Source organism: Bacillus sp. NPDC077027 (genome assembly GCF_050269555.1).
In the GTDB taxonomy this organism is placed as follows: domain Bacteria; phylum Bacillota; class Bacilli; order Bacillales; family Bacillaceae; genus Bacillus.
Genome location: NZ_JBNNIO010000002.1, coordinates 1 through 22,571, shown reverse-complemented (window position 1 = coordinate 22,571; position 22,571 = coordinate 1). Strand labels below are relative to the sequence as shown.

Below are 22,571 nucleotides of genomic sequence, written 5' to 3'. Positions count from 1 at the left end.
GGACAGTGCAGTTGGAATATGGAATTCTATTAAAGGAAAACTTAGTGAGACCGTTTTCAACGGAGAATGGTGGAGCGAAAAATGGAATAACGTAAAAAAATGGACCAAAGAAAAATGGGATGGTGCCGTTGAGATATGGAATTCAATTAAAGGGAAAATTCGTGAAACTGTTTTTAATAAAGATTGGTGGGGGGAGAAGTGGGAAAACGTAAAAAATTGGTCGAAAAGTAAGTGGGAACAGTCAACTGCAATCTGGTCAACTGCAAAAGCAACTATTTCTTCTACTCTATTTAATAAAAAATGGTGGTCAAGTAAGTGGAGTGATGTAAAAGCTTGGGGTAAAAATATTTTAGGTGATACATGGGATTTAATCAAAAGTACAGGCGGGAAAATTGTTGGAAAGGCTATTGTGGCAACGCAAAAAAATCAAAAAGCTTTTGATAAAGGGAGGCACAACGGACGCAAAGATTTTAAACCTGGTAAAAAAGCCACAGGCGGCTATATCACCCAGCCAACCTTATCCTGGATCGGTGAAGCTGGCAATGAATTTGTCATCCCAACCCAAAACAACCGCGGGCGCGGGAAAATGCTACTTTCACAGGCGGCTTCTAAGCTTGGTATGTCCGTAGTGCCAAGCGCTGGTTCAGCAAGTCCAATGACAGGATCCCCAACTGCCACTCACAGTTCCTCTGTCAGTTCAATGAGTGGTAACATTCAGGCTGCCGGGAATGGCGAGCAATTTAGCTCTGATTTTGAACATGGATTAAATAGCAAAGTGATCTCTCTTGATCAATGGAAGCAAAAGAATATTCAGCAGCCATTTGGTCAACTGACAGCAGACTCAGAGAAGTTTGGAAAACAAACAGTCACAGCTTTTGCGAATGCACAAAGCATAACATCGACTGGGACAACAGGATTCTTGCAAAGCAACGTCAAGACTCCATACCAACATGTTGTGACCGAATCGCCGACTTGGGGAGTAGGAACCGTCACTGGATTTGCGAATGGTCAAAGTGCAACGCAGATCGGCACAAGACAGTATGTTGATCAAAACGTCAGACAACCGTTCCTTCAAGTGAAACAAGATTCGCCTAACTGGGGATCTGGCATGATCGGTGCTTTTGTAAATGGCATGCGTTCAAAAGGAAGCGAAGTCACCCAAGCCGCCAAAGACATGGCGAAGAAAGTGGAACAAGCTTTCAGGGAAGAGCTAGACATTCATTCTCCTTCACGTGTCATGATGAGTCTTGGTAAATTCGCCTCTATCGGTGTTGTCAAAGGTCTTGATTCAGTCGATGTGAAAAAGTTTGCTGAAAATCAAGCCGGTTCATTAATTGGGGCATTTAGCGGAATGGGTGCATCAGGTCTAAGCACCCAGCAATGGCTCATGGCGGCTTTGATGGCCACCGGCACACCAATGAGCTGGCTCTCTGGCTTAATGACAATTGCACAGCATGAGTCAAACGGGAACCCTCGTGCCATTAACCTATGGGATTCCAATGCCAAAAAAGGAACACCGTCCAAAGGATTAATGCAGACCATTGATCCTACTTTTAATTCTAATAAAGCCAATGGCATGAATGACATCTGGAACCCAATCCATAATGCTGCAGCAGCCATCAACTACATTAAAGGCAGATATGGAAGTGTGTATAATACGCCTGGATTAAGAAGTATGAGAAGCGGCGGACCATATAAAGGCTATGCCAATGGTGGTCTGATCACACAAGAACAAATCGCTAGAGTTGGTGAAGGAAACAAACGTGAATGGATTATTCCTGAAGAACGCGGTATTCGTGGTAGATACCTACTCACCCAAGCTGCACAAGCACTTGGCATGCAAGTATATGATCCATCAAACACAGCTGCTTCTGAATTATCAGATGGAATAGTGAAAAATGTTACATCGGGTCAAACACAAGGAGTGTCTAATTCCTCAGGGAACAAACAAATTACAATTCAGTTCAACGGAGATCAGCATTTCCATAATGGGCAGGATCAACAAAGCCTTGTTGAAAAAATCCGACAAATGCTCGTTAATGAACTTGAAATGGATATTCATACAGGAACGAAGGGGGTCGTAATCGATGGCTAAATCAAAATATCAATTTTGGATTTCGCAGGGAAAGGACAAATTACGATTCCCTGTTCTTCCTTCTGAGTTAGAGATCACAAACAATGTACAAAATGAATCTGTCAAAGTTGCTTCATTTGGAGAGCTGACATTTATAGATGTCCCTTCAGCCAGACAAATCTCATTTACTTCCTTATTCCCAAAGAAATACACCCCGATTGTTGAATATAAGGGGTTTCCATCACCTGAGAATGCCATTGCAAAAATAGAACGAATGATGCGTTCGAAAAAGCCGGTACGTTTCATCGTAACAGGGACGAAAATAAACATAATGTGCAGTATTGAAAGCTTTACGAATAAAGAAGGTTCATACGATGTCGGGGATAGAGAGTTTACACTTGAGCTGAAAGAATACAAAACAGCATCTCCAAGAAAAATCAAACTTAAGAAAAAAACAAAACAATCAAAAAAGAAACGTAGTGCAAAAGCTGCCCCAAAAGTGTACACCGTTAAAAGAGGAGACACATTATGGCAAATAGCTGGCCGTTTCTATGGGGATAGCACAAAATGGAAACGTATTTGGAATGCAAATAAAGCAGCAATGATCAAACGAAGTAAGCGAAATATTAGACAACCAGGACATTGGATATTTCCAGGCCAAAAATTAAAAATACCGCAATAGGGGGGATTGCTTTGATAGAGCTTTTTGTCGTGAGGAGCGAAACCATGTATGAGCTTGTAACGGAGAGTGTGTCACTTCAAGGGCAAAGATATCAAGCCCCCCGTTCCATCAACGCAAGCATTGTCACAAAACAAGGAGATCAAACTTACTATAGCGTGTCAGAAGGGGACACAGTGCTTTTTAAATGGAAGGGGAAAGAACTTTTCAGAGGCATTGTATTCTCACGCACACCAGTTGATGGGAAAATGACATTTACCGCCTATGATATGTTGCAATATTTAGTGAAAAATCACGAGATATATGTATTCGCGAATCAAAGAGCCGATCAAATCCTGCGCCGTATCGGGCAGGATTTCCAAATTCCTATGACGACGATAGTTAATACGGGGCATGTCATCAAATCACTTGTCTTTAAAAATGATACAAGCCTCTATGACATCATTCTCAAAGCACTAAAAGAAACCAAAAGCCAAACAGGCCGTCACTATCAAATTTATTCAACAAAAGGAAAGATGGGGTTAAGGGCATGGCCAGATCCAGAAGATGTATGGGTGATAGAGTCAGGCGTCAATCTCATTGATTATCAGTACAGCACTTCTATTGAAGAAACGGCGACACGTGTGAAGCTACGCGCTACAGCTACAAATAAAAGCAAGAATCAGAAAAAAGACTCTGATACGCAAATTGTTGCGGTGACGAATGATAACGATGGTAAAAATAAATACGGTATTTTGCAATATGTTGAAACGATATCCGGTAACATCAATCAGGCGCAGCTCCAAAAGCGGGCAAAAGTTCGCCTTGCTGAAAGGAAAGGGGTAAAAAAGAATGTGAAAAGCATTCAAGCCCTTGGCATTCCAGAGCTACAGAGTGGGCTACCAGTTTACATGAAAATACCTGAAATAGGTGTGAAAAAAACATATTGGATTGATCAAGACCGTCATGAATTCAAGGGTGTCAAACATACGATGACAATTGATGTTGTTGAGAAGAATACAATGCCTGAGGGTGATCAGTCATGAAATTAAGTGAAGCAATCAAGCGTTTGGCCGTAGATGCGGTTGATGCAGCATCTCCAATAGATCTTCTCGTCGGAGAGGTAAAGTCTGTCTCACCGCTAAGTATTCAATTAAATGAAAATAGCAAACTACTCATCACTGAAGAGCTATTAATCTGGCCTCAGCGTTTAAAGAGTGGGAAAGAGGATGAGCTTAAAGTAGGTGATAGCATCATGGTTTTAGCGATGATAGGGGGTCAAACCTTTTATATCATGGACAAAATCTAAGGGGGTGGTTGAAATGGCTCTTTCTCCAGAAGAAGAAATAGAAGAAGTGGAAGATGAAGAAGAAGTTGAGCCCTCCACAACTTATCGCATTGACTTTGATAAAGGTCGTCTGACAAATGAGCAAATCTCAGGGTTAGATGCAATTCGCCAATATATTTATATGACGCTTCGTACAGAACGCTATGCACAGGCGATCTACAGTCACGATGTTGGTACAGAAATTCAAGAACTGATGACTGACGAAGAAGCAACAGATGAATATAAGGAAATGGAGATCCCGAGACTAATAGAAGAAGCGCTTCTGATCGATGAACGAATTGATCATGTTCAAGATTTTGAACTGATTAAAGAAAACGATGTATTGACAGTGAAATTTGAAGTGGTAACAGATGAAGGCACATTGGAGATTGAGGAGGTGATTGGAGAAGATGTTTGAGGAACAGACGTATGAAACGATCATGGAAAGAATGCTTGAAAGAGTACCAGGAGACATTGACAAAAGAGAAAACAGTGTCATCTGGAATGCACTTGCACCAGCAGCAGCTGAGCTTGCACAATCTTATATTTGGCTTGATCAAGTATTCGATCTTGTTTTTGCGGATACCGCAGCGGGAGAATTTCTTGACCGAAGAGCGGCGGAGGTTGGGATTGAGCGAAAAGATGCAACTAAAGCGGTTTGGTCAGTTTCGGTGATACCAACTAACGTGAGGATACCTGCTGGCTCTCGATTCTTTATTGAAAATCTGTATTTTCAATATCAGACAGATGGCACTTTGGAATGTGAGACTGCAGGGACTGTGGGTAATGGAAATTTTGTAGAACAACCGCTGCTTTCACTTGAGACAATCCCAGACCTAGAATCAATGGTCATGGATGAACTCAAGATACCGGGTCAAGAGGAAGAATCAGATGAGTCACTTTATGAAAGATATTTAATCCGAGCAAGACGTGAAGCCGTCAGTGCCAATAAAGCACATTACAAAAAATGGGCTGAAGAGGTTGATGGAGTCGGCAGAGCGAAAGTATTTCCTCTATGGAATGGTGAAGGAACTGTAAAAATCGTCATAACAGACGGCAATTTTGATGTAGCCACTGATTTATTGGTCAAAAGAGTACAGGAGTATATAGACCCTGAACCAGAATTTGGCGAAGGTCAAGCACCAATCGGTTCTAAAACCACAGTGGAAAGTGCCAAATGGATAGATATTGATATTGAAGTAACTGTTGAACTTCAAGTCGATTGGACCATCGAGGATGCACAAAAAGAGATTGAAGAGAAAATCAGGACGCTTTTGAAATCAATTGCCTTTGAACAAAATGTCATTCGAATGTCTGCTCTCAATGATATTCTCTATCATGCAGAAAGTGTATCAGATTACTCAGATGTATTGATGAATGGAAAAACAAAAAATTTAGTACTGAAGGATATTGAAATTCCACGATTGGGGCAGGTGAATGTGATTGAGCAAATATGAAGAGATGAAAGCATACTTGCCGGGCTATCTGACTGAACTGAAGGAATTTGATGATCTAGTTAGAGCAGAGACACTAGAGTTTGAATCACTGGAAGAATCCATCTTTGAAATAACAGATCAGTTATTTCCATTGACTGCCACGTGGGGACTTAATCGCTGGGAAAGGCTGCTAAAGGTGCAACGGGAATCAGGTGAATCGTATGAGACACGCAGAGCACATATTTTAAACCTAATGTCCAACATACCGCCAATCACCTACCTGTCATTAGAGAAAGCTGTGAATCGTTTTCTTAAAAATCCAAGTGCAGTTATCCGTCAAACGCCAGGAAGATATCATTTCTCACTAAGGGTCAATATGGAAGATTTGCAAAATACTCGATATATCATCGACACGCTTGAAACGTTAAAACCTGCACATCTCGCTTATCAATTCACAAGTATGCATCATACAGACATTGCTCAAATCAAAGACTATCAAAACCGGCTTTTACTGCGAAGCAGAGTCGGTTTTTTTGATCATATTCCTATTTATTTGAATGGAGACTTCTTGCTGAATGGCACTTTTTATCTCAGTGGGATTCGAGGAACAAGTGATATTCCACTCCGATTCAAGCAATCGTTGACAATGTTAATCAAAGCTGAAAAAGATCAACAAATTCAGTCCCGTACGAGATATACAATGACTGCCTCAAGACAGAAAGTAGAGCAAAGGACATCCATCGTCATTCGTTTGAGTCTTGGAAGCATAGAGAAAACAAAGAAAAAAATGACCATTCGTATACAGTCACATGTCCAAAACCAGCAGGGGGGAAGCCTTCTCATCAAGCAAAATTATTGGACGCTTGATGGTACAGTACCGCTTGAGGGATCAAAATATCTTGCTGCCACAGCGAAAAAAATAACGTTATAAAAAGGAGAATCACACATGGCTGATCAACTAACAGTAACCACGCTTTATGCACGCCAGCAAATGGCAAAGGCAAGAGCGGAAGGAACAAAATTAACAAAAGTAGTCAAGATGGCATTTGGAAATGGCGGAACAAATGACGGAAAGCCAATTTCTCTTGATGGAACAGAACAAAAACTTAAAAATGAGCTAGTTCAAAAAGACATCGATTCCTTTGAATTTATGGAACCAGCAAAGGTTCGTTATACCTGCACGATCGCAGAAGGTGAACTTGCAGGAGAAGTCATCAACGAACTGGCTCTCGTTGATGAAGATGGAAAATTTACAGCCGTTCGTACAATGACCGACAAACAAAAAGACGGTGACATTGAGTTTGTCTTTGAGATTGATGATATTTACTAGAAAGGAGAAAGGATATATTGGAAATTAAAACACCACGTCCATTTGAAACCTCTGATAAGGCACATGCAAATTTATTTAACGGAATGGTAGATACGCTAATTGAAAATGACAATATGTTACGTCATGAAATCGAAAATAATACGAATGAAAACCTCATAAAAATAATTGGTGAAAAAGCCATTCAAGATGCAACGATTAGCGGAGAAGCATATCCTATTGGTCTCACTTTTATGGATATTGGTCCGGAAAATACCACAGGATATCCTGTGGGCTATGGCTTTGTCAAAAACGAAAAATATAATAATTTTAGGTTTACTCAATATTTTTATGGAACTGGTAATGAAACTGGTACTTATTTTAAAAGTACAGGAGTCTGGATACGTCAGTGGTGGACTGGATCAGGTTGGACAGAATGGCATAAAATATCTGGTTTTTTGCATACGAATATTGGCACAACAGGGAAGCAATTACTGAATAAGGCAGAACGGCAAAAGATTCTGTTTAATAGAAAAATAAAAGATAGCCATAATAATTTCGACATCCAAAATAGTCGATTTATTTGTCCGGAAAATGGTATGTACTTGATTGGATCAGGATTAAATATTGAGAACGTGAAAAGATATGCGAATTTTGAATTGACCATTTTTTTGAATGGTACAAAATATAAAAATATAGCTCATTACAGGTCTAGTCCTGCAAGTCCTGCTGAAACGGAATTTAATGTAGGTGTCTATGGGACTGCAACTGTACCTGCTAATCAGGGAGATTATTTAGAAATTTATCTTTACGTCGGATATGCAGGAGATGTAAGTCGCTACGTCACTGATAACAAAGGTTGGTATAACTATTTTGATATTACCGAAATTGGCGGGAGAAATTTCCCGAGATTTTAGGAGGTATTCTATGATTTTATATGAGGCAATAAAGTACAAGTACCCAGATGCTGTACCACGTCAGGATTTTGAATTAAGGAATGACGGTGCTGGTTCCTATATTGAGGAGTGGAAGCTTCAGGCACCGCTGCCGACCGAGGAAGAATTACAAAGGTGGTGGGAGGAATCGCAAATGAATCCTTCATATAATCCACCTGACCAACTAGAGCTACTTGCCACAGAATTATCTAAAGAAAAATTGGCCAGAAAACGGTTAGAAGAGTCAAATGAATTCATTGGAAAAGAACTTACAGCAGTGAAATTGAAGCTGCTTTCGCTTAAAGGAGAGAATCAAGAATGAATTATTGGGTTTTAGCATTACATTATCATTGGGCTACTCCAAAAATGGTGAAGCAAGCGATTGAATATAAGGATTGCTCAGAAACAGATTTAAAAGAAGGAATGAATAAAAAATTAATAACAGTAGATCAATTGAAAGAGATCGTGGGAAAAGAAAATATAACGATAGCCTAAAGGGCTATTTTTTTTGACTTTAAATAGATAGGAGAAAAAAAGATGGACATTAAATCGCCCCGTACATTTGAAACATCAGATAAGGCACACGCTGACTTATTCAATGAAATGGTCAAGGTGTTGCTTGAAAATGATTCAGGGCTGCTTGATCAAATCGCTAGTCACATAAACGACAAAAATCCCCATGTCTCTGAATCTGAAAAGAAAAATTGGAATAACGCTCAACAGTATAAGATAACAGCAGATAATGGTTTGCACCTTTTAAATATACCTTCAGGTGGTAGTATATACGACGTTATCAAGCCGCGGGGAACATGTACATTTTATGCGCCTGGGGGATCTAGTGTTGTAGATTCTCCGGCTATTGGGAGTGCAGCTATAAGGGGGATTCAACTAGTAGGACAAAATAATATTGGTGTGGGTATTGCAATTGATACATTAGGAAATGCTTTTTGGTTCCAATATCATTCAAACGATGTTTCAATCAATTGGACACAACTCCCGACTACAGCTGATAAAAACAGATGGAACGAATCCCAACTATCTAAAATTACAGCAGATGATGGCAAGGCATACGAAAGAATTAATGCGAACGATCCTAGTATTCTAGATAAATTATTAACATTACCCGGTGTACATTCTTGGTACATTCATGAAGATCATCCAGATTTGCCAACTAGAAGTTCAATGAGAGCTCTATCAGTATTTAGTGAAAACACATACGGTTGGATCATTGGTGCAAACAATACAGGAGATTTTTATTTCAATCGTTCAACAACAGATAAAACTGGGACAAAACAAGAGTGGAGCGGTTGGAAACGTCTAAATGCTCATAATCTATTAAATGCCAATGGTACGCGTATGCAAATTCCAACAGGGACAGATATTCTCACACTACCTTCTGGATTTTATTATGCTGTAGGGACAAATGTAACTAATATGCCAACTACAAATGATTCCTCTTGGTTTAATATTGACGTTATTGAAACAGGGGCTAACCGCAAGACATTTCATGTCATACGAAGCGCCGATAATATGCACTGGTTTGGCACCATGCATACAGATGCTGTATTTAGAGGGTGGAAACGTGTTTTAACTGATGCTGATCAAGAGAGTACTTGGATCAATGTAGAGTTAATTGGAGTAAAGCAATATGCATCTAACCCTTTGAAATATTCAGTCAGACAAAACATTTTATATTTAAGAGGATCGTTTGAAATAGTCCCAGCAAATGAAGCAGTAGTTGCAAGGTTTGCACAAAAGCCATCAGCTACTACAGTTTTTTTGACAGCAGCAGTAGGGTCGTATGGATTAGCTAGATTTACTTTAAATACTGATGGTAGTTTAAAGTTTGATGGGATGGTAGTTAATAATGATTCTAATATGAAACGTTTTGAATTTAATGAAGCAATACCATTATGGTAATGCAAGTGTACTATTATGATGAGAGTTTTATTTATCTTGAGGCAAGTACCAAAGGAATATAGAAAGAGAACATTGTATTAATTGAATCAAATAATTCACAAAAAGAAATTGAGTAGCTAGTTCATTTTAAAGAAATAATCGGAGCCAAAAGGACTTTAATCATTAATTGATACTTTGGATGAAAGAAGGGAGAAAACGCCTAATGGACATTAAATCGCCCCGTACATTTGAAACATCAGATAAGGCACACGCTGACTTATTCAATGAAATGGTCAAGGTGTTGCTTGAAAATGATTCAGGGCTTTTAGACCAGCTTCTAAATCATATGAATGATATGAAACCACATGTCTCTGAATCAGATAAACAGAAATGGAATGAATCACAACTGTATAAAATGACAGCGGACAATGGAATGCAGCTTATTAATGTTAGAGCAGGGTCAACAATTTATAATGCAATTAAAGATAAAGGTACCTGTACCTTTTATGCACCAGCAGGTATTGATGATTCACCATCAATCGCAGCTATTAGAGGAATGCAATTGGTTGGTCAAAATAACATTGGAATGGGCATTGTGATAGACGTAGCAGGAAAGGTATATTCGTTTTACTACAATTTAAGCAACACTTCAATTATCTGGACACAAATGCCTACACAAATTGACAAAAATAGATGGGATGCGGGTCAACTATCAAAAATTACAGCTGATGATGGCAGACTTTTTTATCGAGGGTCTGCAGAAACGACAGATTATAATACGCTCACTCAAACTGGTATGTATTTGATATACAATGCCGGCGTTAATGCTCCACCTTCATTTAATCTAGTGTTTTTACTTGTTATGAGTTACGGCAATACGCTTGTGCAAATAGCATATGAGTCAGTTTATGGTAAGCAGACATACTTTAGGTTTCGTAAGAGTGATTCTGAAACGTGGACAAATTGGGAAAAACAAATCACTTCATCTGACTTAGGAGTTACATGGATCAGTCCTTTGGAACTGGATAATGGATGGAAACAATTTAGTGCAGCTCAACCGATACAATACAAAAAGAACATTCTAGGTGAAGTTGAAATCATTGGCGCGATTAGAGACGGCACTCTTGGTGATCTGCCGGTCTTTGTCCTGCCAAAAGGCTTTCGCCCTAAACAAGCTACTCTTTATGTAGGTATTGCATCAAGTATCGGAACTCCTGGAGTGCCCCAATTCCATCGTACTTTAATTACTACAGATGGTCGTGTTTGTGTGCAGTCTTCATCCAACTCCGTCAACCCGACGGAGTTTATTGCATTTGGAATCAAATTTAGCACAATATAGGAGGCGATGTAATGCTTGGTTTATAAATATGATGATGAGCTTAATTATAAGCCAGGTGAGGAAATTATGATTGGTGAAGATCAAGAAGTACCAGCAGGATTTATGGAAGTGCTACCTCCCATCGGATCCTATCTTGCGAAATATAACAATCATACACGTGAATGGACAGAATCCGCAACACAAGAGTACATTGACAGCTTGAAAACGATACCAGTGTTAAGTGATACTGATTTATTAAAACAACAAAATGTGATCTTAACCAAACAATTAACACAACTCTCAAAGGATTCAACCGAGGCACAAATGAGAGAAGCTCAAATGGCGAAGCAGCTTGCACAGTTGATGACAGAGAGAAAAAAAGGTGGTGAGGCTCAATGATTTTCCCAACGGTTGCAGATATTAAACAGTTCTGGGATTGGAAATGTTATGGGTTAGCAGATATTGAATTTTATGTAGACATTGGCTGGATCACTTTAGATGATTATAAAAATATCACTGGAGAGGCGTATAAAGTCTAGTTGGTGCTATTTTTGTTAGAAAGAAGGTGGTTCAATTGGAGATGGATTTAGCGCAAAATTTGATGACACAAGGACCATTTGCTGTTCTCTTTTGCTGGATACTCTTCTATGTACTCAATACAACTAAGGAAAGGGAGAGCAAGTTGAATGCTCAAATTGAGGCGCAAAACGAAGTTCTAGCGAAATTTAGTGAAAAGTACGATGTTGTCATAGAGAAGCTCGATAAAATTGAGCGAAATTTAAAATAGGAGTGAATCAATCATGAAGAAGTTTGACAAGGGCACTGTGATTAGAACAGTGCTTCTTTTTATTGCATTACTCAACCAAACACTCATTATGTTCGGGAAATCTGTTTTGCCAATAAGTGAGGATCAGGTGAATACATTAGCTGATGCGTTGTACTTAGCAGGGTCAACAATTTTTACTACTGTGATCGCCCTCATTGCCTGGTTCAAGAACAACTATGTGACCTATAAAGGAGAATTGCAAAAAGAAGTTCTGAAACAAAGAGGACTAACAAAATAATTGTAACAAGGGGAAACAGACAATGGTAAACATCATTCAATCATATATTCCAAAAAGTAATCGAAACAGACCGGGACATTTTATGAAGCCACTCTATATTACTGTACACAACACAGCGAATACAAAAAAAGGTGCCGATGCGGCCAATCATGCTCATTTCATAAAACGATCCAGCACAGGTGTCAGTTGGCATTTTACTGTGGATGATAAAGTCATCTATCAGCACCTCCCCCTAAACGAGAACGGCTGGCATGCAGGGGATGGACGAGGAACTGGGAATATGAAATCGATCGGTATTGAAATTTGTGAAAATGAGGATGGCAACTTTGAAAAGGCGGTTGAGAATGCTCAATGGCTCATCCGACAACTGATGAGCACACAAGGAATCACCCTGGCAAATGTTGTACCTCATAAACGCTGGAGTGGCAAGCATTGTCCACGAAAATTGCTTGACGGGTGGGATCGCTTTAAAGCGGGGATTGCTGTTGCTCATACAAATAAGAAAACAAAAACGATGAGCACGACTATACCTATGACAGCAATTTCACAAAAGAAACAATCGCTTCCGAACCAACTGAATCTCCCATCAGGCATTTTAAAAATAACAAAGCCATTAAGCAAAGGCGAAGGAGTCAAAGCACTACAACAGGCATTGGCTTCCATCCATTTCTATCCCGACAAAGGAGCCAAAAACAATGGAATTGACGGCTATTATGGACCAAAGACCGCAAATGCTGTTCGGCGATTTCAAATGATGCATGGGTTAGCGGCAGATGGAATTTATGGACCAAAAACAAAAGAGAAGTTAATGAAGATACTGAAAAGATAGACAAATAAAGATGTAAAAGATAAAACTCCTCCCTCTTTCGAAGAAAAAATAACCATTTTTGGATATATCTAGTGTATAATAATGAAAAGGACTGGAGGGATTTTAAATGAAAAGATTATTTGCTATGTTGGCACTTTCTTTTATTGTTGTATTTGGTTTAAACATTGAGAAGGTTTCAGCAAAGGTCATTTACCAAGAAGAAAATGTTGATTTCACAATGACTGAACAAGAAAAAATACTTTGGATTAAAGGGGGACAAAAAAATCCTGATTTTTATAAATCTACATTTGGCTATAGATTTTCTATTCTAAATGCAGAAGGTTGTACTCTAAAGATCACATTGTTTAGAACATCCTTATCAGGAACAGATTTTCCGTCATCTATAAAAGAATATACAGGCAATCAATATGATCTAAGCGCTACTGATCGAATCGAATCAAGTGGAATGTACATTTACAGACCGCACGGCATTGAAATTACAAAAGATGAAGGCTGTGGGGATGTTGAAATAAAAGGAGTATTTGGTTATCAGATTCAAGAGCCTGACTATTTGAATAAATCGTATCAACATGCTACAAAATAAGATTGCTTGATTGCTAAGACAAATGGTAAATGAGAAGCCCTATCCCTAATTTGGATAGGGTTTTTACATGTTTCTCTATAAGTTGAGAGCTCTTGTTATGTGACTGTTGTACGCTGTAATCAAAAATATACAAAAAAAGGAGAGAGGGTATGACTGATCAAATATTAAGTATTAAGGACTACTCATTTTCTATTAGTTTGGGTATTGATCCGATTACATGGGAAAGGATTGATAAGGAGGCGTCTGGTTATTTTACGGCACAGCTTGTAAAGAAAAATATTGCTCAAGTAGGATCAAGAAAATTTGACTTCTCAAATGAAATCAAAATAGGGTTTGATGCATTTGGGGAGGAAACTGAGAGACAAATCAATGAACATCTATTGGCTGTTTACAGGTTGGTAGCAGCAGGTGCTAAGGAATATGGGTTAGAAGAGTTCTAATGAACCTATGCTAGGCTTGTTCAAAAAAAACTTAAGTATGTGACTTACTTCTTGAAGAATGAGAAAACCTCTCTGCAAAAGAGAGGTTTCAGATTGTTGATAAAGGTCTAAAATGATTTTTATTTTAGCCCTTTGTCTTCTTTAAGGACAATTTAAATTAAATGACCCTAATATGGACCCATTACAAGAAAATAAAATAAGAAAAACCCTTACATCAGTAAGGATTTCAAATATGGAGAATAGGGGGATCGAACCCCTGACCTCATCGCTGCCAGCGATGCGCTCTCCCAGCTGAGCTAATTCCCCGAGTATTACGACAACACTTATTATAGTCAATCCTTCTCTAAAATTCAAGCTGAAAAGTACAATTTTTCGGTTATTGTTACATGACAAATAATGTTTATTATAAGACACTATCGATCTTTGTCGTGAATGGAAATGTACTTAAAAATTTCTCCAGAGTGAACGGCGTTTGCCAGTCTTTTTAACCAATCATAATAGGCTTTGGAACTTTCGAGTTGTTCGATAAGTCGCATCGCCTCTTCTTTTAACGTTTTTTCTACCTTTGTATCGTGTGTGATGTCAAGAAGTCGTTTTTGTGCTTCTTCAATGGCAGCTAGGTTGACTTCGACTTCCCGATCCCATTTTTGTGGAAAGAAATTTGTGAAAAATTTAAAAAAGTCCTTTTCAGCGACAAAGCTATGTTTTCTTCTTCCACGATGAAACGTTTTCTTTACGATATTCATATCTTGCAGTTTTTTAACACCTGTGCTCATGCTAGGCTTACTCATTTGCAATTCTTCTCGCATTTCATCAAGTGTCATTTCCTCATTTAAATACATAGTTCCATATAAAATACCTGCACTTCGTGTGATCCCGTATAAATCCATCGTTTCAGCGATGGAATCGATGACTAGATCTTTAGCAGCTAAAATGCTTTCCTCTGCTTCCTGTACTTCTTGTTTCTTCATCATGTCCCTGCTTTCTATTTAATTCATTAAATTCGTTCAAAAAATTCTTTATGGACTATATCTTATCGAAAGAATGCGAAATGTCAAAGCAAAATAAGCAAATAGGACTTTGACATAAAAAAATAGTCATGTTAAGTTAATTATGTTCAAAACGTTAAATTTTTATTTAACAAACTTATCGAATGAGGAATTCAGAGGAGGTTCATTACATGAGTCAGACACTTTTTATAAATGGACAATGGGTTGGCGCTAAAAGTGGCGAGACACGAGACATTATCAATCCTTTTAATCAAGAAGTGATAGCCACTGTAAGTGAAGGGTCTAGAAATGATGCACAGTTAGCGATTAAAGCTGCCAGAAAAGCATTTGATCAAGGTGAGTGGGCCAGCCTTCCTGGACTTGAAAGAGGCAATTTTGTATTAAAAATTGCTGAACTGATAAGACGTGATTTAGATGAACTTGCAAAGTTAGAATCACTTGATACGGGTAAAACATTGGAAGAAAGTAAAGCTGATATGAGTGATATTGCGAATGTTTTTCAATATTATGCCGGACTTGCTGATAAAGATGGCGGTGAAGTCATTGCGTCACCTATTCAAAACTCAAAAAGTGAAATCATTCGTGAACCAGTTGGAGTGTGTGGTCAGATTACGCCGTGGAATTATCCGCTTCTTCAAGCAAGCTGGAAAATTGCACCCGCTCTTGCGGCAGGAAATACGATTATATTGAAGCCAAGTGAAATTACACCATTGACGACGATCAAAGTATTTCAATTAATCGAAGAGGCAGGTGTTCCAGCAGGTGTGGCCAATCTCGTACTTGGATCTGGCACAATTGTAGGGGATGAGCTTGCCGTAAGTGATCAAGTGGATTTGATTTCATTTACTGGTGGGATTGAAACAGGTAAAAAGATCATGCAAGGCGCTAGCGTGAATGTGAAAAAAATCGCACTTGAGCTTGGTGGGAAAAATCCGAATATTGTGTTTAAAGATGCTGACTTAGATGTTGCAGTTGATCAGGCGATGAATGCTGTATTTTTCCATGCGGGCCAAGTATGCTCAGCAGGTTCTCGACTTTTAGTAGAAGAAGCCATTCATGATGAATTTTTAGAAGAGTTGGTTAAGCGAACTAAAAAAATTAAGCTCGGCAATGGCTTTGATGAAACGACGCAAAGTGGGCCACTCATCTCAGCTGCACATCGTAAAAAAGTAGAGAAGTATGTAGAGATTGGAATCGAAGAAGGCGCAAACCTAGAAACAGGTGGGAAACGTCCGAAAGCAAAAGAACTACAAAATGGTTTTTTCTATTTACCTACTATTTTCTCCGGCTGTACTGCTGACATGCGAATTGTACAAGAGGAAGTATTCGGACCAGTGTTAACTGTGGAGTCGTTCAGTTCTGAAGAAGAGGCTGTCAGATTAGCAAACGACACGATATATGGGTTAGCGGGTGCAGTTTGGTCTAAGGACATTGAAAAAGCAGAGCGGGTTGCAAGCAAATTAAGACTTGGTACAGTGTGGATCAATGATTTCCATCCATACTTTGCGCAGGCACCATGGGGGGGCTATAAGCAATCAGGTCTTGGGCGTGAGCTGGGACGAACTGGTCTTGAAGAATATACAGAAATTAAACATTTATACCGTAATACAAAGCCAGAAGCAGTGCACTGGTTTAAATAAAATACATACATGGAGGAGATTTTTATGACGTTAAATATGAAAATTGAAAGCATGCAAAAGTTTCATACATTTGAGATTCCAACTGTGATTAAACATGGGATTGGTGCAGTGAAACATGTTGGGGAAGAAGTGAAAGCATATGGTGTCACGAAAGTACTTCTTGTTACGGACTCAGGCATTTATCAAGCAGGTGTCGTTAATCCAGTCATCGAGTCATTGAAGGGAGCTGGAATTGCCGTTGTGCTCTTTCATAAAGTTGAGCCGAATCCACCAGTGCGCCTAGTGAACGAAGGTTCTGCTCTATATAAAAAAGAAGGCTGTGATGGATTGGTCGCTGTTGGCGGTGGGAGTTCAATGGATACTGCAAAAGCCATTGGAGTTGAAGTAACACATGAAGGAACAGTGCTTGATTATGAAGCAGCAGAAGGGAAAAAACCGCTAGAAAACAGAATCCCACCATTAACAACCATTCCAACGACTGCTGGTACAGGTTCAGAAGTGACGCAATGGGCAGTGATTACAGATGAAGAAAGAGAATTTAAGTTTAATACAGGTGGACCGTTAATTGCAGCGCATTTAACAGTGATTGACCCTGAGCTTCATGTATCAATGCCGCCTCATGTCACAGCGATGACAGGAATCGACGCACTTGCACATGCAATTGAATGCTACACGATGAAATTCGCTCAGCCTATTACCGATGCTGTCGCATTAATGGCCATCGAATATGCAGCACATTATATTCGTCGTGCATTTGCCGATGGAGAAGATCTTGAAGCAAGATATGGTATGGCTCAAGCAGCTATGCTCGCTGGTCTTTCTTATGGAAGTGAATCTGCAGGAGCGGCGCATGCTATGAGTCAAACACTAGGAGGCATTATTCCTGTTGCACATGGTCAATGTGTTGCTGCAATGATGGGACCAGTCATGGAATATAACTGGAAAGGTTACCCTGAAAAATTCGCACGCATCGCTAAAGCATTTGGTATTGATACAAGCGGTATGACAACAGAAGAAGCGGCAAAAGCAGCTGTTCACTGGATGTATGAACTTGTAGAAGATTTAGAAGTTCCTTCATTAGAAGAACAAGGTGTTTCAAAAGACATGATTGATCGTTTAGCAAAAGAAGCAATGAAAGATCCTCAAACAGTCGGAAACCCGAGAGATTTAAATGAGAAAGCATATAAATGGATTTACGAACGTTGTTTTAACCTCACGCCTAAAACTGTATAAAAAAAGAAACTCCCTATCTTGCTGACAGGGAGTTTCTTTTTTATAGTTGATCTTTTATTTCTTTGATTTGATGAATATGTCTTTTTTCATGTGCGCCAATGAAATCGAGATATTGCTTGACTGAAAGCTCTTCAAATACAGGATGAGGAACCACGCGATTGTAATCCTCTTCAGTAAACGTAGACACAATTTGATTCAATTGCTCACGGGCTGTATCTAACTCATCCTTTAGTTGAGTGGATGTGACATGCTTTCGATCCGGTTCAACGATACTAGGAGCTGATGCTTTTCTAGAACGATCCTCTGCTGATTCTACAGGCTTTTCTTGATAGTCTTTAATCGGAGCCGTCTTGACTTGTGACGCAAGGTGTTTCGCTGAGATCAAGTCCATTTTTTTTAGATGATCTGCGACTTCTTGAATGCTCCATTTTTCATCAGATATTTTTTGATTTAACATATGTTCATTTAACCCTTTAAGCTCTTGCCACAACTCTTGTCTTGCTTCATGTAATAAACTCATTTCAATCACCTCATTTTTACATTTTAACACAATGATTCTCTGTAAGCATTCTTTAGATTGTTTGGAAGTTCCTTTAGAAAATGCAATAAAAATGAAACTTTTACAATAGTGGTTCGTATTACCTGATAGAAGGAATACAATGGAGGTGGATATTATATTTTTCGCTTTATGAAGAAAGGATGAGGAATGTGGAATTATTTGGCCTTTCGCTACAGACATTATATTTATACATATTGATTATTTCAGGTATCCTGACACTCATCTTTGTTTTTTTCGGTGATGTGTTAGATGGATTGTTTGAAGCGGTTCCTCTTCCGTTTCTTCAACCAACACTAATACTCGCGTTCTTTACCTTTTTTTCAGCTGGAGGATTTATCATCGAAAAAACAGGAATTATTGGTAGTTTACTAGGTGCAACTTTATCTGCTGTCATCGCGGTGATCCTTGTAACTTGTTTGAATATATTTGTTTTGATACCGCTTTCGTCCGCTGAGGAATCGCTTTCTTATACAGAAGCTGATTTAAAAGGAAGAACGGGAGAAGTGATTGTATCCGTTCCAAAAGATGGATTTGGTGAAGTCCTCTTGACTAGTAACAGTGGGAAAATTTCCAAACCAGCGAAGAGCTTTGATCAAGAAGAGATTCCTTATGGAACCAGTGTACTTGTCGTAGAAGTGAAAAAAGGAGTTTTATCTGTTACACCAAATGAAGAACTTATATAGGAGGGGTTTTTTATGCCAGGAACAACGATTTTAATTGTGATTGGAATTGCACTTGTTATACTTATTGCACTCATTGGCGTATTTGTTTCAAAGTACCGTACAGCAGGACCGGATGAAGCATTGATTGTAACAGGAAGCTATCTTGGAAGTAAAAATGTGCATGTGGATGAAGGTGGTAATAAAATTAAGATTGTCAGAGGTGGAGGAACATTTGTATTGCCTGTTTTTCAACAAGCAGAGCCTCTTAGTCTCTTATCAAGCAAGCTAGATGTATCAACTCCAGAGGTGTATACAGAGCAAGGAGTTCCAGTAATGGCGGATGGGACTGCAATTATTAAAATTGGCGGTTCTATAGAAGAAATTGCAACAGCAGCAGAGCAATTTCTAGGAAAATCAAAAGAAGATCGTGAAAACGAAGCAAGAGAAGTGTTAGAAGGTCATCTTCGTTCCATTTTAGGGTCTATGACAGTGGAAGAAATATATAAAAATAGAGAAAAGTTCTCACAAGAAGTACAGCGTGTTGCATCTCAGGATTTAGCTAAGATGGGGCTTTTGATTGTATCCTTTACAATTAAAGATGTTCGTGACAAAAACGGTTATCTTGAATCCCTTGGTAAGCCAAGAATCGCTCAAGTGAAACGTGATGCAGATATCGCAACTGCAGAAGCAGATAAAGAAACACGTATCAAACGTGCTGAAGCAGATAAAGATGCGAAAAAGTCAGAACTTGAGCGTGCAACAGAAATTGCTGAAGCTGAAAAAATCAATCAACTAAAAAGGGCCGAATTCAGACGTGATCAGGATACAGCCAAAGCAAGCGCTGACCAAGCATATGATCTTGAAACAGCACGTAATCGTCAACAGGTAACTGAGCAAGAAATGCAAGTCAAAATCATTGAACGTCAAAAACAAATAGAACTGGAAGAAAAAGAAATTCAGCGTCGTGAACGCCAGTATGATTCTGAAGTGAAAAAGAAAGCCGATGCAGACCGTTATGCCGTCGAGCAATCTGCAGAAGCAGAGAAAGCAAAACGTTTTGCAGAAGCCGATGCGAAAAAATATAGCATTGAAGCGATGGCGAAAGCGGAAGCTGAAAAAGTAAGAATTGATGGTTTAGCAAAAGCAGAAGCGGATCGAGCAAAAGGGGAAACTGAGGCAGAAGTTATTAGGCTCAAAGGTCTTGCAGAGGCGGAAGCAAAAGAAAAAATTGCAGAAGCCTTCGAACAATATGGTCAGGCTGCCATTCTCGATATGATTGTCAAAATGCTTCCTGAATATGCGAAGCAAGTTTCTGCACCACTTTCTAACATTGATAAGATCACTGTTGTTGACACAGGTGGAAATGGAGAAGGCAGTGGAGCTAATAAAGTCACGAGCTATGCGACAAACTTGATGTCTAGCTTGCAGGAAAGCTTAAAAGCTTCATCTGGTATTGATGTCAAAGAAATCATTGAGAATTTCTCTGGCAAAGGTAACGTGAAACAAAGCATTCAAGAATTAACGAATGAAATCAAACAGCCGAGAAAAGAAACAGCTGTTGAACGTAAAATAGAAGAATAAATGAATAGGCGCCTTCTAAGGAAGGTGTCTATTTTTGAATATAAGCAAAGGAGTGAGTCATGTGAACATTAGACAAGCACAGCCATCAGATATTCAAAAAATAGCAGAGGTTCATGTGGAAAGCTGGAAATCTACTTACCGTGGTATCATTTCACAAGCTTATTTAGATGACCTCACCGTCGATGAACAAATTGAAAAATGGGAGGAGCGATCTCTTTACGGAACATTTGTAGCTGAAGATGAAGAAGGAGTATTTGGGTTTGCATCATTTGGAAAACAACGTGATCAACAATTTGCTCACTATGATGCTGAACTATACGCTATTTATTTAATAGAAGGAAAACAAAAGACTGGTGCAGGAACAGCACTCATAGCTACAGGCATAGATTATTTAATTGAAGAAGGATTTTCTCATATGCTATTGTGGGTTTTTGACCGAAATTCAGCAGTGCAGTTTTATCAGAAATTACAGCCAAATGTTGTCGCAACAAGCCAGTTTGAACTGGCTGGAGATAAGCACGATGAAACGTGCTTTGGTTGGGAGCTACTCATGCTTCAAAAACAATTGACCGAAAGATAGCTCAAATGGTCATTTTCCAATAGTATTGAGAAAAAAAAGAGAAAAGTGTCGCGAGTATCATATAAGAAATCAAAGGGGACGCTTCTACTTTCCCTTTTATACCTGCTATTTTTAGTGCTTCATAAAAACCAGCTAAGAAATATGCTAGGCTAAGGATATAACAGCAGAGCATGATGGCATAAGGATTCATAATCGTGACCTCCAGGTTGAAATCTTCTACTATTAATAGATTCCAATGAAATGCAAAATATGCATGAAAAAACCAGCTGATGACAGCTGGTTTATTTTTTATCAGGAAAAACCAAGCGAGAGGCGCTAGCGATTAGTAAACAAAGAACAATACTACATATGATAAAGGAAGGTACCATATACGATGCATTATAGATCAATGAGTATACCCAGCCCGCCATTCCTTTCGGTGCATAGTGTGAAAAAAAGATAACACCAGAAATAAAGAAAGTAAGTAGGCGGAAAAAGCTTGCAACGAAAACAGCTAGAATAATAAGAACAATTTGTCGCTTTCGATTCTTTTCTTGGATTGCACGTTTGATAGACCCAGCAAATAGTCCACTAAGACAAATGACAACAGATGCCACAAAATAATCTAAAAAGCCTTGAAATGGTGTTGCAATGATAGGGTTATTCATTAGCTGTAGTCCTGCTATTAAAACACCGATGAAAAATCCGGTTGACATTCCCCAACGAATTGACATTAAGATGACTGGAATCATGATTAACGCAATTGACCCACCATTCGGCATTCGTAGAAAGAATCCAGATAGATAATCTAATATTAAAGCGAGAGAAGTCATTATCGCAATTTCCATAAAACGAACTAATTGATTTGAATGCGTCATGTAAGAATCTCCTTCTTAATTGATATAACCAAGAAGAAAGCGTGTGAGAGGATATGAATAGAAATAGGAGAAAATGTTCCTGCCACACACAGCATTCGTCATTCAAACATTCCACATTCCTCCTTCAGCATTAACTGACAGGTTCAAAGGGTCAGAACAACACATATTGTTCACTCTCAGCACAAAGCTCCCCCTGCGGTTATTCATTTTATATTTACATACTAATATACAAGACACCGCATGAATCAACAACACAAATTTGCTGATAGAACATTGAATAAGTCTGTTTCTATAGAAGGTAATGAGAACAGGTAAAGAAAAATAAACTATTTGAAAAAAATACTTGTTTCAAGGTTCAAAAGATGTTATATTTGTATTCGCCGCTGAAACGGAGCGGTTAAAAAAATATAACATGAAAAAAGTTGTTGACTGATGTTCAATAGAATGTTATATTAGTAAAGTCGCTTCTGAGCGGTATGAAATGATCTTTGAAAACTAAACAAGACAAAACGTACCTGTTAATTCGAGTTTTAATAAAAAAATCCTATGATTCGCATCATAGGTAGTCAGTCAAGCTGAC

General features: G+C 38.8%; 28 protein-coding genes, 1 tRNA gene and 1 riboswitch. Of the genes, 25 read left to right on the top strand and 4 right to left on the bottom strand.

The features are described 5' to 3' along the window. The 20 genes from ACQKEZ_RS05650 to ACQKEZ_RS05555 form a co-directional block, all read left to right on the top strand. A partial coding sequence (locus ACQKEZ_RS05650) for a transglycosylase SLT domain-containing protein (RefSeq protein ID WP_427299365.1) occupies positions 1-2,095 on the top strand: 2,095 nt, incomplete at its 5' end. Then, on the top strand, positions 2,088-2,756 hold the full coding sequence (locus ACQKEZ_RS05645; RefSeq protein WP_427299364.1) for a LysM peptidoglycan-binding domain-containing protein: 669 nt from the start codon (positions 2,088-2,090) through the stop codon (positions 2,754-2,756). The genes ACQKEZ_RS05650 and ACQKEZ_RS05645, both read left to right, overlap by 8 nt. A gap of 11 nt (positions 2,757-2,767) precedes the next feature. Further along, a complete protein-coding gene (locus ACQKEZ_RS05640) occupies positions 2,768-3,778 on the top strand; it encodes an XkdQ/YqbQ family protein (RefSeq protein ID WP_427299363.1) in 1,011 nt (336 codons plus the stop codon). Next, a complete protein-coding gene (locus ACQKEZ_RS05635; protein ID WP_427299362.1) occupies positions 3,775-4,041 on the top strand; it encodes a DUF2577 family protein in 267 nt (88 codons plus the stop codon). Before ACQKEZ_RS05640 ends, ACQKEZ_RS05635 begins: the two co-directional genes overlap by 4 nt. A gap of 13 nt (positions 4,042-4,054) precedes the next feature. After that, positions 4,055-4,477 carry a DUF2634 domain-containing protein gene (locus tag ACQKEZ_RS05630; RefSeq protein WP_427299361.1) on the top strand — a complete coding sequence of 141 codons (423 nt, stop codon included), beginning with the start codon at positions 4,055-4,057 and terminating at the stop codon, positions 4,475-4,477. Continuing rightward, complete coding sequence (locus ACQKEZ_RS05625) at positions 4,470-5,516, top strand: baseplate J/gp47 family protein (protein ID WP_427299360.1); 1,047 nt, start codon at positions 4,470-4,472, stop codon at positions 5,514-5,516. Before ACQKEZ_RS05630 ends, ACQKEZ_RS05625 begins: the two co-directional genes overlap by 8 nt. After that, positions 5,503-6,426, top strand: a complete 924-nt coding sequence (locus tag ACQKEZ_RS05620; RefSeq protein WP_427299359.1) for a YmfQ family protein — start codon at positions 5,503-5,505, stop codon at positions 6,424-6,426. The genes ACQKEZ_RS05625 and ACQKEZ_RS05620 overlap by 14 nt, the downstream gene beginning before the upstream one ends. A 15-nt stretch (positions 6,427-6,441) precedes the next feature. Then, complete coding sequence (locus ACQKEZ_RS05615; protein ID WP_427299358.1) at positions 6,442-6,825, top strand: phage tail protein; 384 nt, start codon at positions 6,442-6,444, stop codon at positions 6,823-6,825. A 17-nt stretch (positions 6,826-6,842) separates the two neighbouring features. Beyond that, complete coding sequence (locus ACQKEZ_RS05610) at positions 6,843-7,718, top strand: hypothetical protein (protein WP_427299357.1); 876 nt, start codon at positions 6,843-6,845, stop codon at positions 7,716-7,718. A 10-nt stretch (positions 7,719-7,728) separates the two neighbouring features. Beyond that, complete coding sequence (locus tag ACQKEZ_RS05605) at positions 7,729-8,058, top strand: XkdW family protein (protein WP_427299356.1); 330 nt, start codon at positions 7,729-7,731, stop codon at positions 8,056-8,058. Then, positions 8,055-8,231 (top strand): XkdX family protein, encoded by a 177-nt coding sequence (locus ACQKEZ_RS05600; RefSeq protein ID WP_427299355.1) that lies wholly within the window; start codon positions 8,055-8,057, stop codon positions 8,229-8,231. Before ACQKEZ_RS05605 ends, ACQKEZ_RS05600 begins: the two co-directional genes overlap by 4 nt. Before the next feature lie 42 nt (positions 8,232-8,273). Next, positions 8,274-9,656 (top strand): hypothetical protein, encoded by a 1,383-nt coding sequence (locus ACQKEZ_RS05595; protein WP_427299354.1) that lies wholly within the window; start codon positions 8,274-8,276, stop codon positions 9,654-9,656. Between the two features lie 202 nt (positions 9,657-9,858). After that, positions 9,859-10,974, top strand: coding sequence for a pyocin knob domain-containing protein (locus tag ACQKEZ_RS05590; protein WP_427299353.1), 1,116 nt, complete (start codon positions 9,859-9,861; stop codon positions 10,972-10,974). A gap of 15 nt (positions 10,975-10,989) precedes the next feature. Further along, positions 10,990-11,352: a hypothetical protein gene (locus ACQKEZ_RS05585; protein WP_427299352.1), complete on the top strand. Its 363-nt coding sequence runs from the start codon at positions 10,990-10,992 to the stop codon at positions 11,350-11,352. Then, positions 11,349-11,492 carry an XkdX family protein gene (locus tag ACQKEZ_RS05580; protein WP_427299351.1) on the top strand — a complete coding sequence of 48 codons (144 nt, stop codon included), beginning with the start codon at positions 11,349-11,351 and terminating at the stop codon, positions 11,490-11,492. Before ACQKEZ_RS05585 ends, ACQKEZ_RS05580 begins: the two co-directional genes overlap by 4 nt. A gap of 35 nt (positions 11,493-11,527) precedes the next feature. Then, complete coding sequence (locus tag ACQKEZ_RS05575) at positions 11,528-11,740, top strand: BhlA/UviB family holin-like peptide (RefSeq protein WP_427299350.1); 213 nt, start codon at positions 11,528-11,530, stop codon at positions 11,738-11,740. 13 nt (positions 11,741-11,753) lie between these two features. Continuing rightward, positions 11,754-12,017: a phage holin gene (locus ACQKEZ_RS05570; protein WP_427299349.1), complete on the top strand. Its 264-nt coding sequence runs from the start codon at positions 11,754-11,756 to the stop codon at positions 12,015-12,017. A gap of 22 nt (positions 12,018-12,039) precedes the next feature. After that, positions 12,040-12,846, top strand: a complete 807-nt coding sequence (locus ACQKEZ_RS05565; protein WP_427299348.1) for a peptidoglycan recognition protein family protein — start codon at positions 12,040-12,042, stop codon at positions 12,844-12,846. Positions 12,847-12,952: 106 nt separating this feature from the next. Next, the gene (locus ACQKEZ_RS05560) at positions 12,953-13,429 is read left to right on the top strand and encodes a biofilm-forming protein (protein WP_427299347.1); all 477 of its coding nucleotides are present in this window, start codon (positions 12,953-12,955) and stop codon (positions 13,427-13,429) included. Between the two features lie 149 nt (positions 13,430-13,578). Next, entirely contained in the window at positions 13,579-13,869 is a 291-nt protein-coding gene (locus tag ACQKEZ_RS05555) for a hypothetical protein (protein WP_427299346.1), read from the top strand. 233 nt (positions 13,870-14,102) lie between these two features. On the opposite strand, the gene ACQKEZ_RS05550 is transcribed toward ACQKEZ_RS05555, so the two are convergent. Both ACQKEZ_RS05550 and cudC read right to left on the bottom strand, forming a co-directional pair. Further along, positions 14,103-14,175, bottom strand: a tRNA-Ala gene (locus ACQKEZ_RS05550). Positions 14,176-14,282: 107 nt separating this feature from the next. Continuing rightward, positions 14,283-14,840 (bottom strand): choline uptake/conversion transcriptional regulator CudC, encoded by a 558-nt coding sequence (gene cudC / locus ACQKEZ_RS05545; protein ID WP_427300458.1) that lies wholly within the window; start codon positions 14,838-14,840, stop codon positions 14,283-14,285. Positions 14,841-15,049: 209 nt separating this feature from the next. Here cudC and betB point away from each other — a divergent pair, with 209 nt between their 5' ends. Together betB and ACQKEZ_RS05535 are read left to right on the top strand one after the other, a co-directional pair. Next, positions 15,050-16,519 (top strand): betaine-aldehyde dehydrogenase, encoded by a 1,470-nt coding sequence (betB, locus tag ACQKEZ_RS05540; protein WP_427299345.1) that lies wholly within the window; start codon positions 15,050-15,052, stop codon positions 16,517-16,519. 24 nt (positions 16,520-16,543) lie between these two features. Then, positions 16,544-17,752: an iron-containing alcohol dehydrogenase gene (locus ACQKEZ_RS05535; protein ID WP_427299344.1), complete on the top strand. Its 1,209-nt coding sequence runs from the start codon at positions 16,544-16,546 to the stop codon at positions 17,750-17,752. Between the two features lie 40 nt (positions 17,753-17,792). On the opposite strand, the gene ACQKEZ_RS05530 is transcribed toward ACQKEZ_RS05535, so the two are convergent. After that, positions 17,793-18,272 (bottom strand): DinB family protein, encoded by a 480-nt coding sequence (locus tag ACQKEZ_RS05530; RefSeq protein ID WP_427299343.1) that lies wholly within the window; start codon positions 18,270-18,272, stop codon positions 17,793-17,795. 179 nt (positions 18,273-18,451) lie between these two features. Between ACQKEZ_RS05530 and ACQKEZ_RS05525 the strand changes: the two genes are divergently transcribed. The 3 genes from ACQKEZ_RS05525 (at position 18,452) to ACQKEZ_RS05515 (ending at position 21,134) form a co-directional block, all read left to right on the top strand. Beyond that, positions 18,452-18,994 (top strand): hypothetical protein, encoded by a 543-nt coding sequence (locus ACQKEZ_RS05525; protein ID WP_427299342.1) that lies wholly within the window; start codon positions 18,452-18,454, stop codon positions 18,992-18,994. 12 nt (positions 18,995-19,006) lie between these two features. After that, positions 19,007-20,554, top strand: a complete 1,548-nt coding sequence (locus ACQKEZ_RS05520) for an SPFH domain-containing protein (protein ID WP_427299341.1) — start codon at positions 19,007-19,009, stop codon at positions 20,552-20,554. Positions 20,555-20,615: 61 nt separating this feature from the next. Continuing rightward, positions 20,616-21,134: an N-acetyltransferase family protein gene (locus ACQKEZ_RS05515; protein WP_427299340.1), complete on the top strand. Its 519-nt coding sequence runs from the start codon at positions 20,616-20,618 to the stop codon at positions 21,132-21,134. A gap of 281 nt (positions 21,135-21,415) precedes the next feature. Here the strand turns inward: ACQKEZ_RS05515 and thiT are convergent, their stop codons facing one another. Then, positions 21,416-21,991: an energy-coupled thiamine transporter ThiT gene (thiT, locus tag ACQKEZ_RS05510; protein ID WP_427299339.1), complete on the bottom strand. Its 576-nt coding sequence runs from the start codon at positions 21,989-21,991 to the stop codon at positions 21,416-21,418. 99 nt (positions 21,992-22,090) lie between these two features. After that, positions 22,091-22,195, bottom strand: a riboswitch (TPP riboswitch). Positions 22,196-22,571 lie beyond the last annotated feature (376 nt).

Coding starts and splice junctions, on each gene's coding strand:
- cudC (WP_427300458.1), bottom strand. CDS start 14,840: ATGAAGAAACAAGAAGTACAGGAAGCAGAGGAAAGCATTTTAGCTGCT.
- ACQKEZ_RS05565 (WP_427299348.1), top strand. CDS start 12,040: ATGGTAAACATCATTCAATCATATATTCCAAAAAGTAATCGAAACAGA.
- ACQKEZ_RS05535 (WP_427299344.1), top strand. CDS start 16,544: ATGACGTTAAATATGAAAATTGAAAGCATGCAAAAGTTTCATACATTT.
- ACQKEZ_RS05580 (WP_427299351.1), top strand. CDS start 11,349: ATGATTTTCCCAACGGTTGCAGATATTAAACAGTTCTGGGATTGGAAA.
- ACQKEZ_RS05570 (WP_427299349.1), top strand. CDS start 11,754: ATGAAGAAGTTTGACAAGGGCACTGTGATTAGAACAGTGCTTCTTTTT.
- betB (WP_427299345.1), top strand. CDS start 15,050: ATGAGTCAGACACTTTTTATAAATGGACAATGGGTTGGCGCTAAAAGT.
- thiT (WP_427299339.1), bottom strand. CDS start 21,991: ATGACGCATTCAAATCAATTAGTTCGTTTTATGGAAATTGCGATAATG.
- ACQKEZ_RS05520 (WP_427299341.1), top strand. CDS start 19,007: ATGCCAGGAACAACGATTTTAATTGTGATTGGAATTGCACTTGTTATA.
- ACQKEZ_RS05590 (WP_427299353.1), top strand. CDS start 9,859: ATGGACATTAAATCGCCCCGTACATTTGAAACATCAGATAAGGCACAC.
- ACQKEZ_RS05635 (WP_427299362.1), top strand. CDS start 3,775: ATGAAATTAAGTGAAGCAATCAAGCGTTTGGCCGTAGATGCGGTTGAT.
- ACQKEZ_RS05525 (WP_427299342.1), top strand. CDS start 18,452: ATGAGGAATGTGGAATTATTTGGCCTTTCGCTACAGACATTATATTTA.
- ACQKEZ_RS05530 (WP_427299343.1), bottom strand. CDS start 18,272: ATGAGTTTATTACATGAAGCAAGACAAGAGTTGTGGCAAGAGCTTAAA.
- ACQKEZ_RS05625 (WP_427299360.1), top strand. CDS start 4,470: ATGTTTGAGGAACAGACGTATGAAACGATCATGGAAAGAATGCTTGAA.
- ACQKEZ_RS05605 (WP_427299356.1), top strand. CDS start 7,729: ATGATTTTATATGAGGCAATAAAGTACAAGTACCCAGATGCTGTACCA.
- ACQKEZ_RS05645 (WP_427299364.1), top strand. CDS start 2,088: ATGGCTAAATCAAAATATCAATTTTGGATTTCGCAGGGAAAGGACAAA.
- ACQKEZ_RS05615 (WP_427299358.1), top strand. CDS start 6,442: ATGGCTGATCAACTAACAGTAACCACGCTTTATGCACGCCAGCAAATG.
- ACQKEZ_RS05595 (WP_427299354.1), top strand. CDS start 8,274: ATGGACATTAAATCGCCCCGTACATTTGAAACATCAGATAAGGCACAC.
- ACQKEZ_RS05560 (WP_427299347.1), top strand. CDS start 12,953: ATGAAAAGATTATTTGCTATGTTGGCACTTTCTTTTATTGTTGTATTT.
- ACQKEZ_RS05600 (WP_427299355.1), top strand. CDS start 8,055: ATGAATTATTGGGTTTTAGCATTACATTATCATTGGGCTACTCCAAAA.
- ACQKEZ_RS05630 (WP_427299361.1), top strand. CDS start 4,055: ATGGCTCTTTCTCCAGAAGAAGAAATAGAAGAAGTGGAAGATGAAGAA.
- ACQKEZ_RS05555 (WP_427299346.1), top strand. CDS start 13,579: ATGACTGATCAAATATTAAGTATTAAGGACTACTCATTTTCTATTAGT.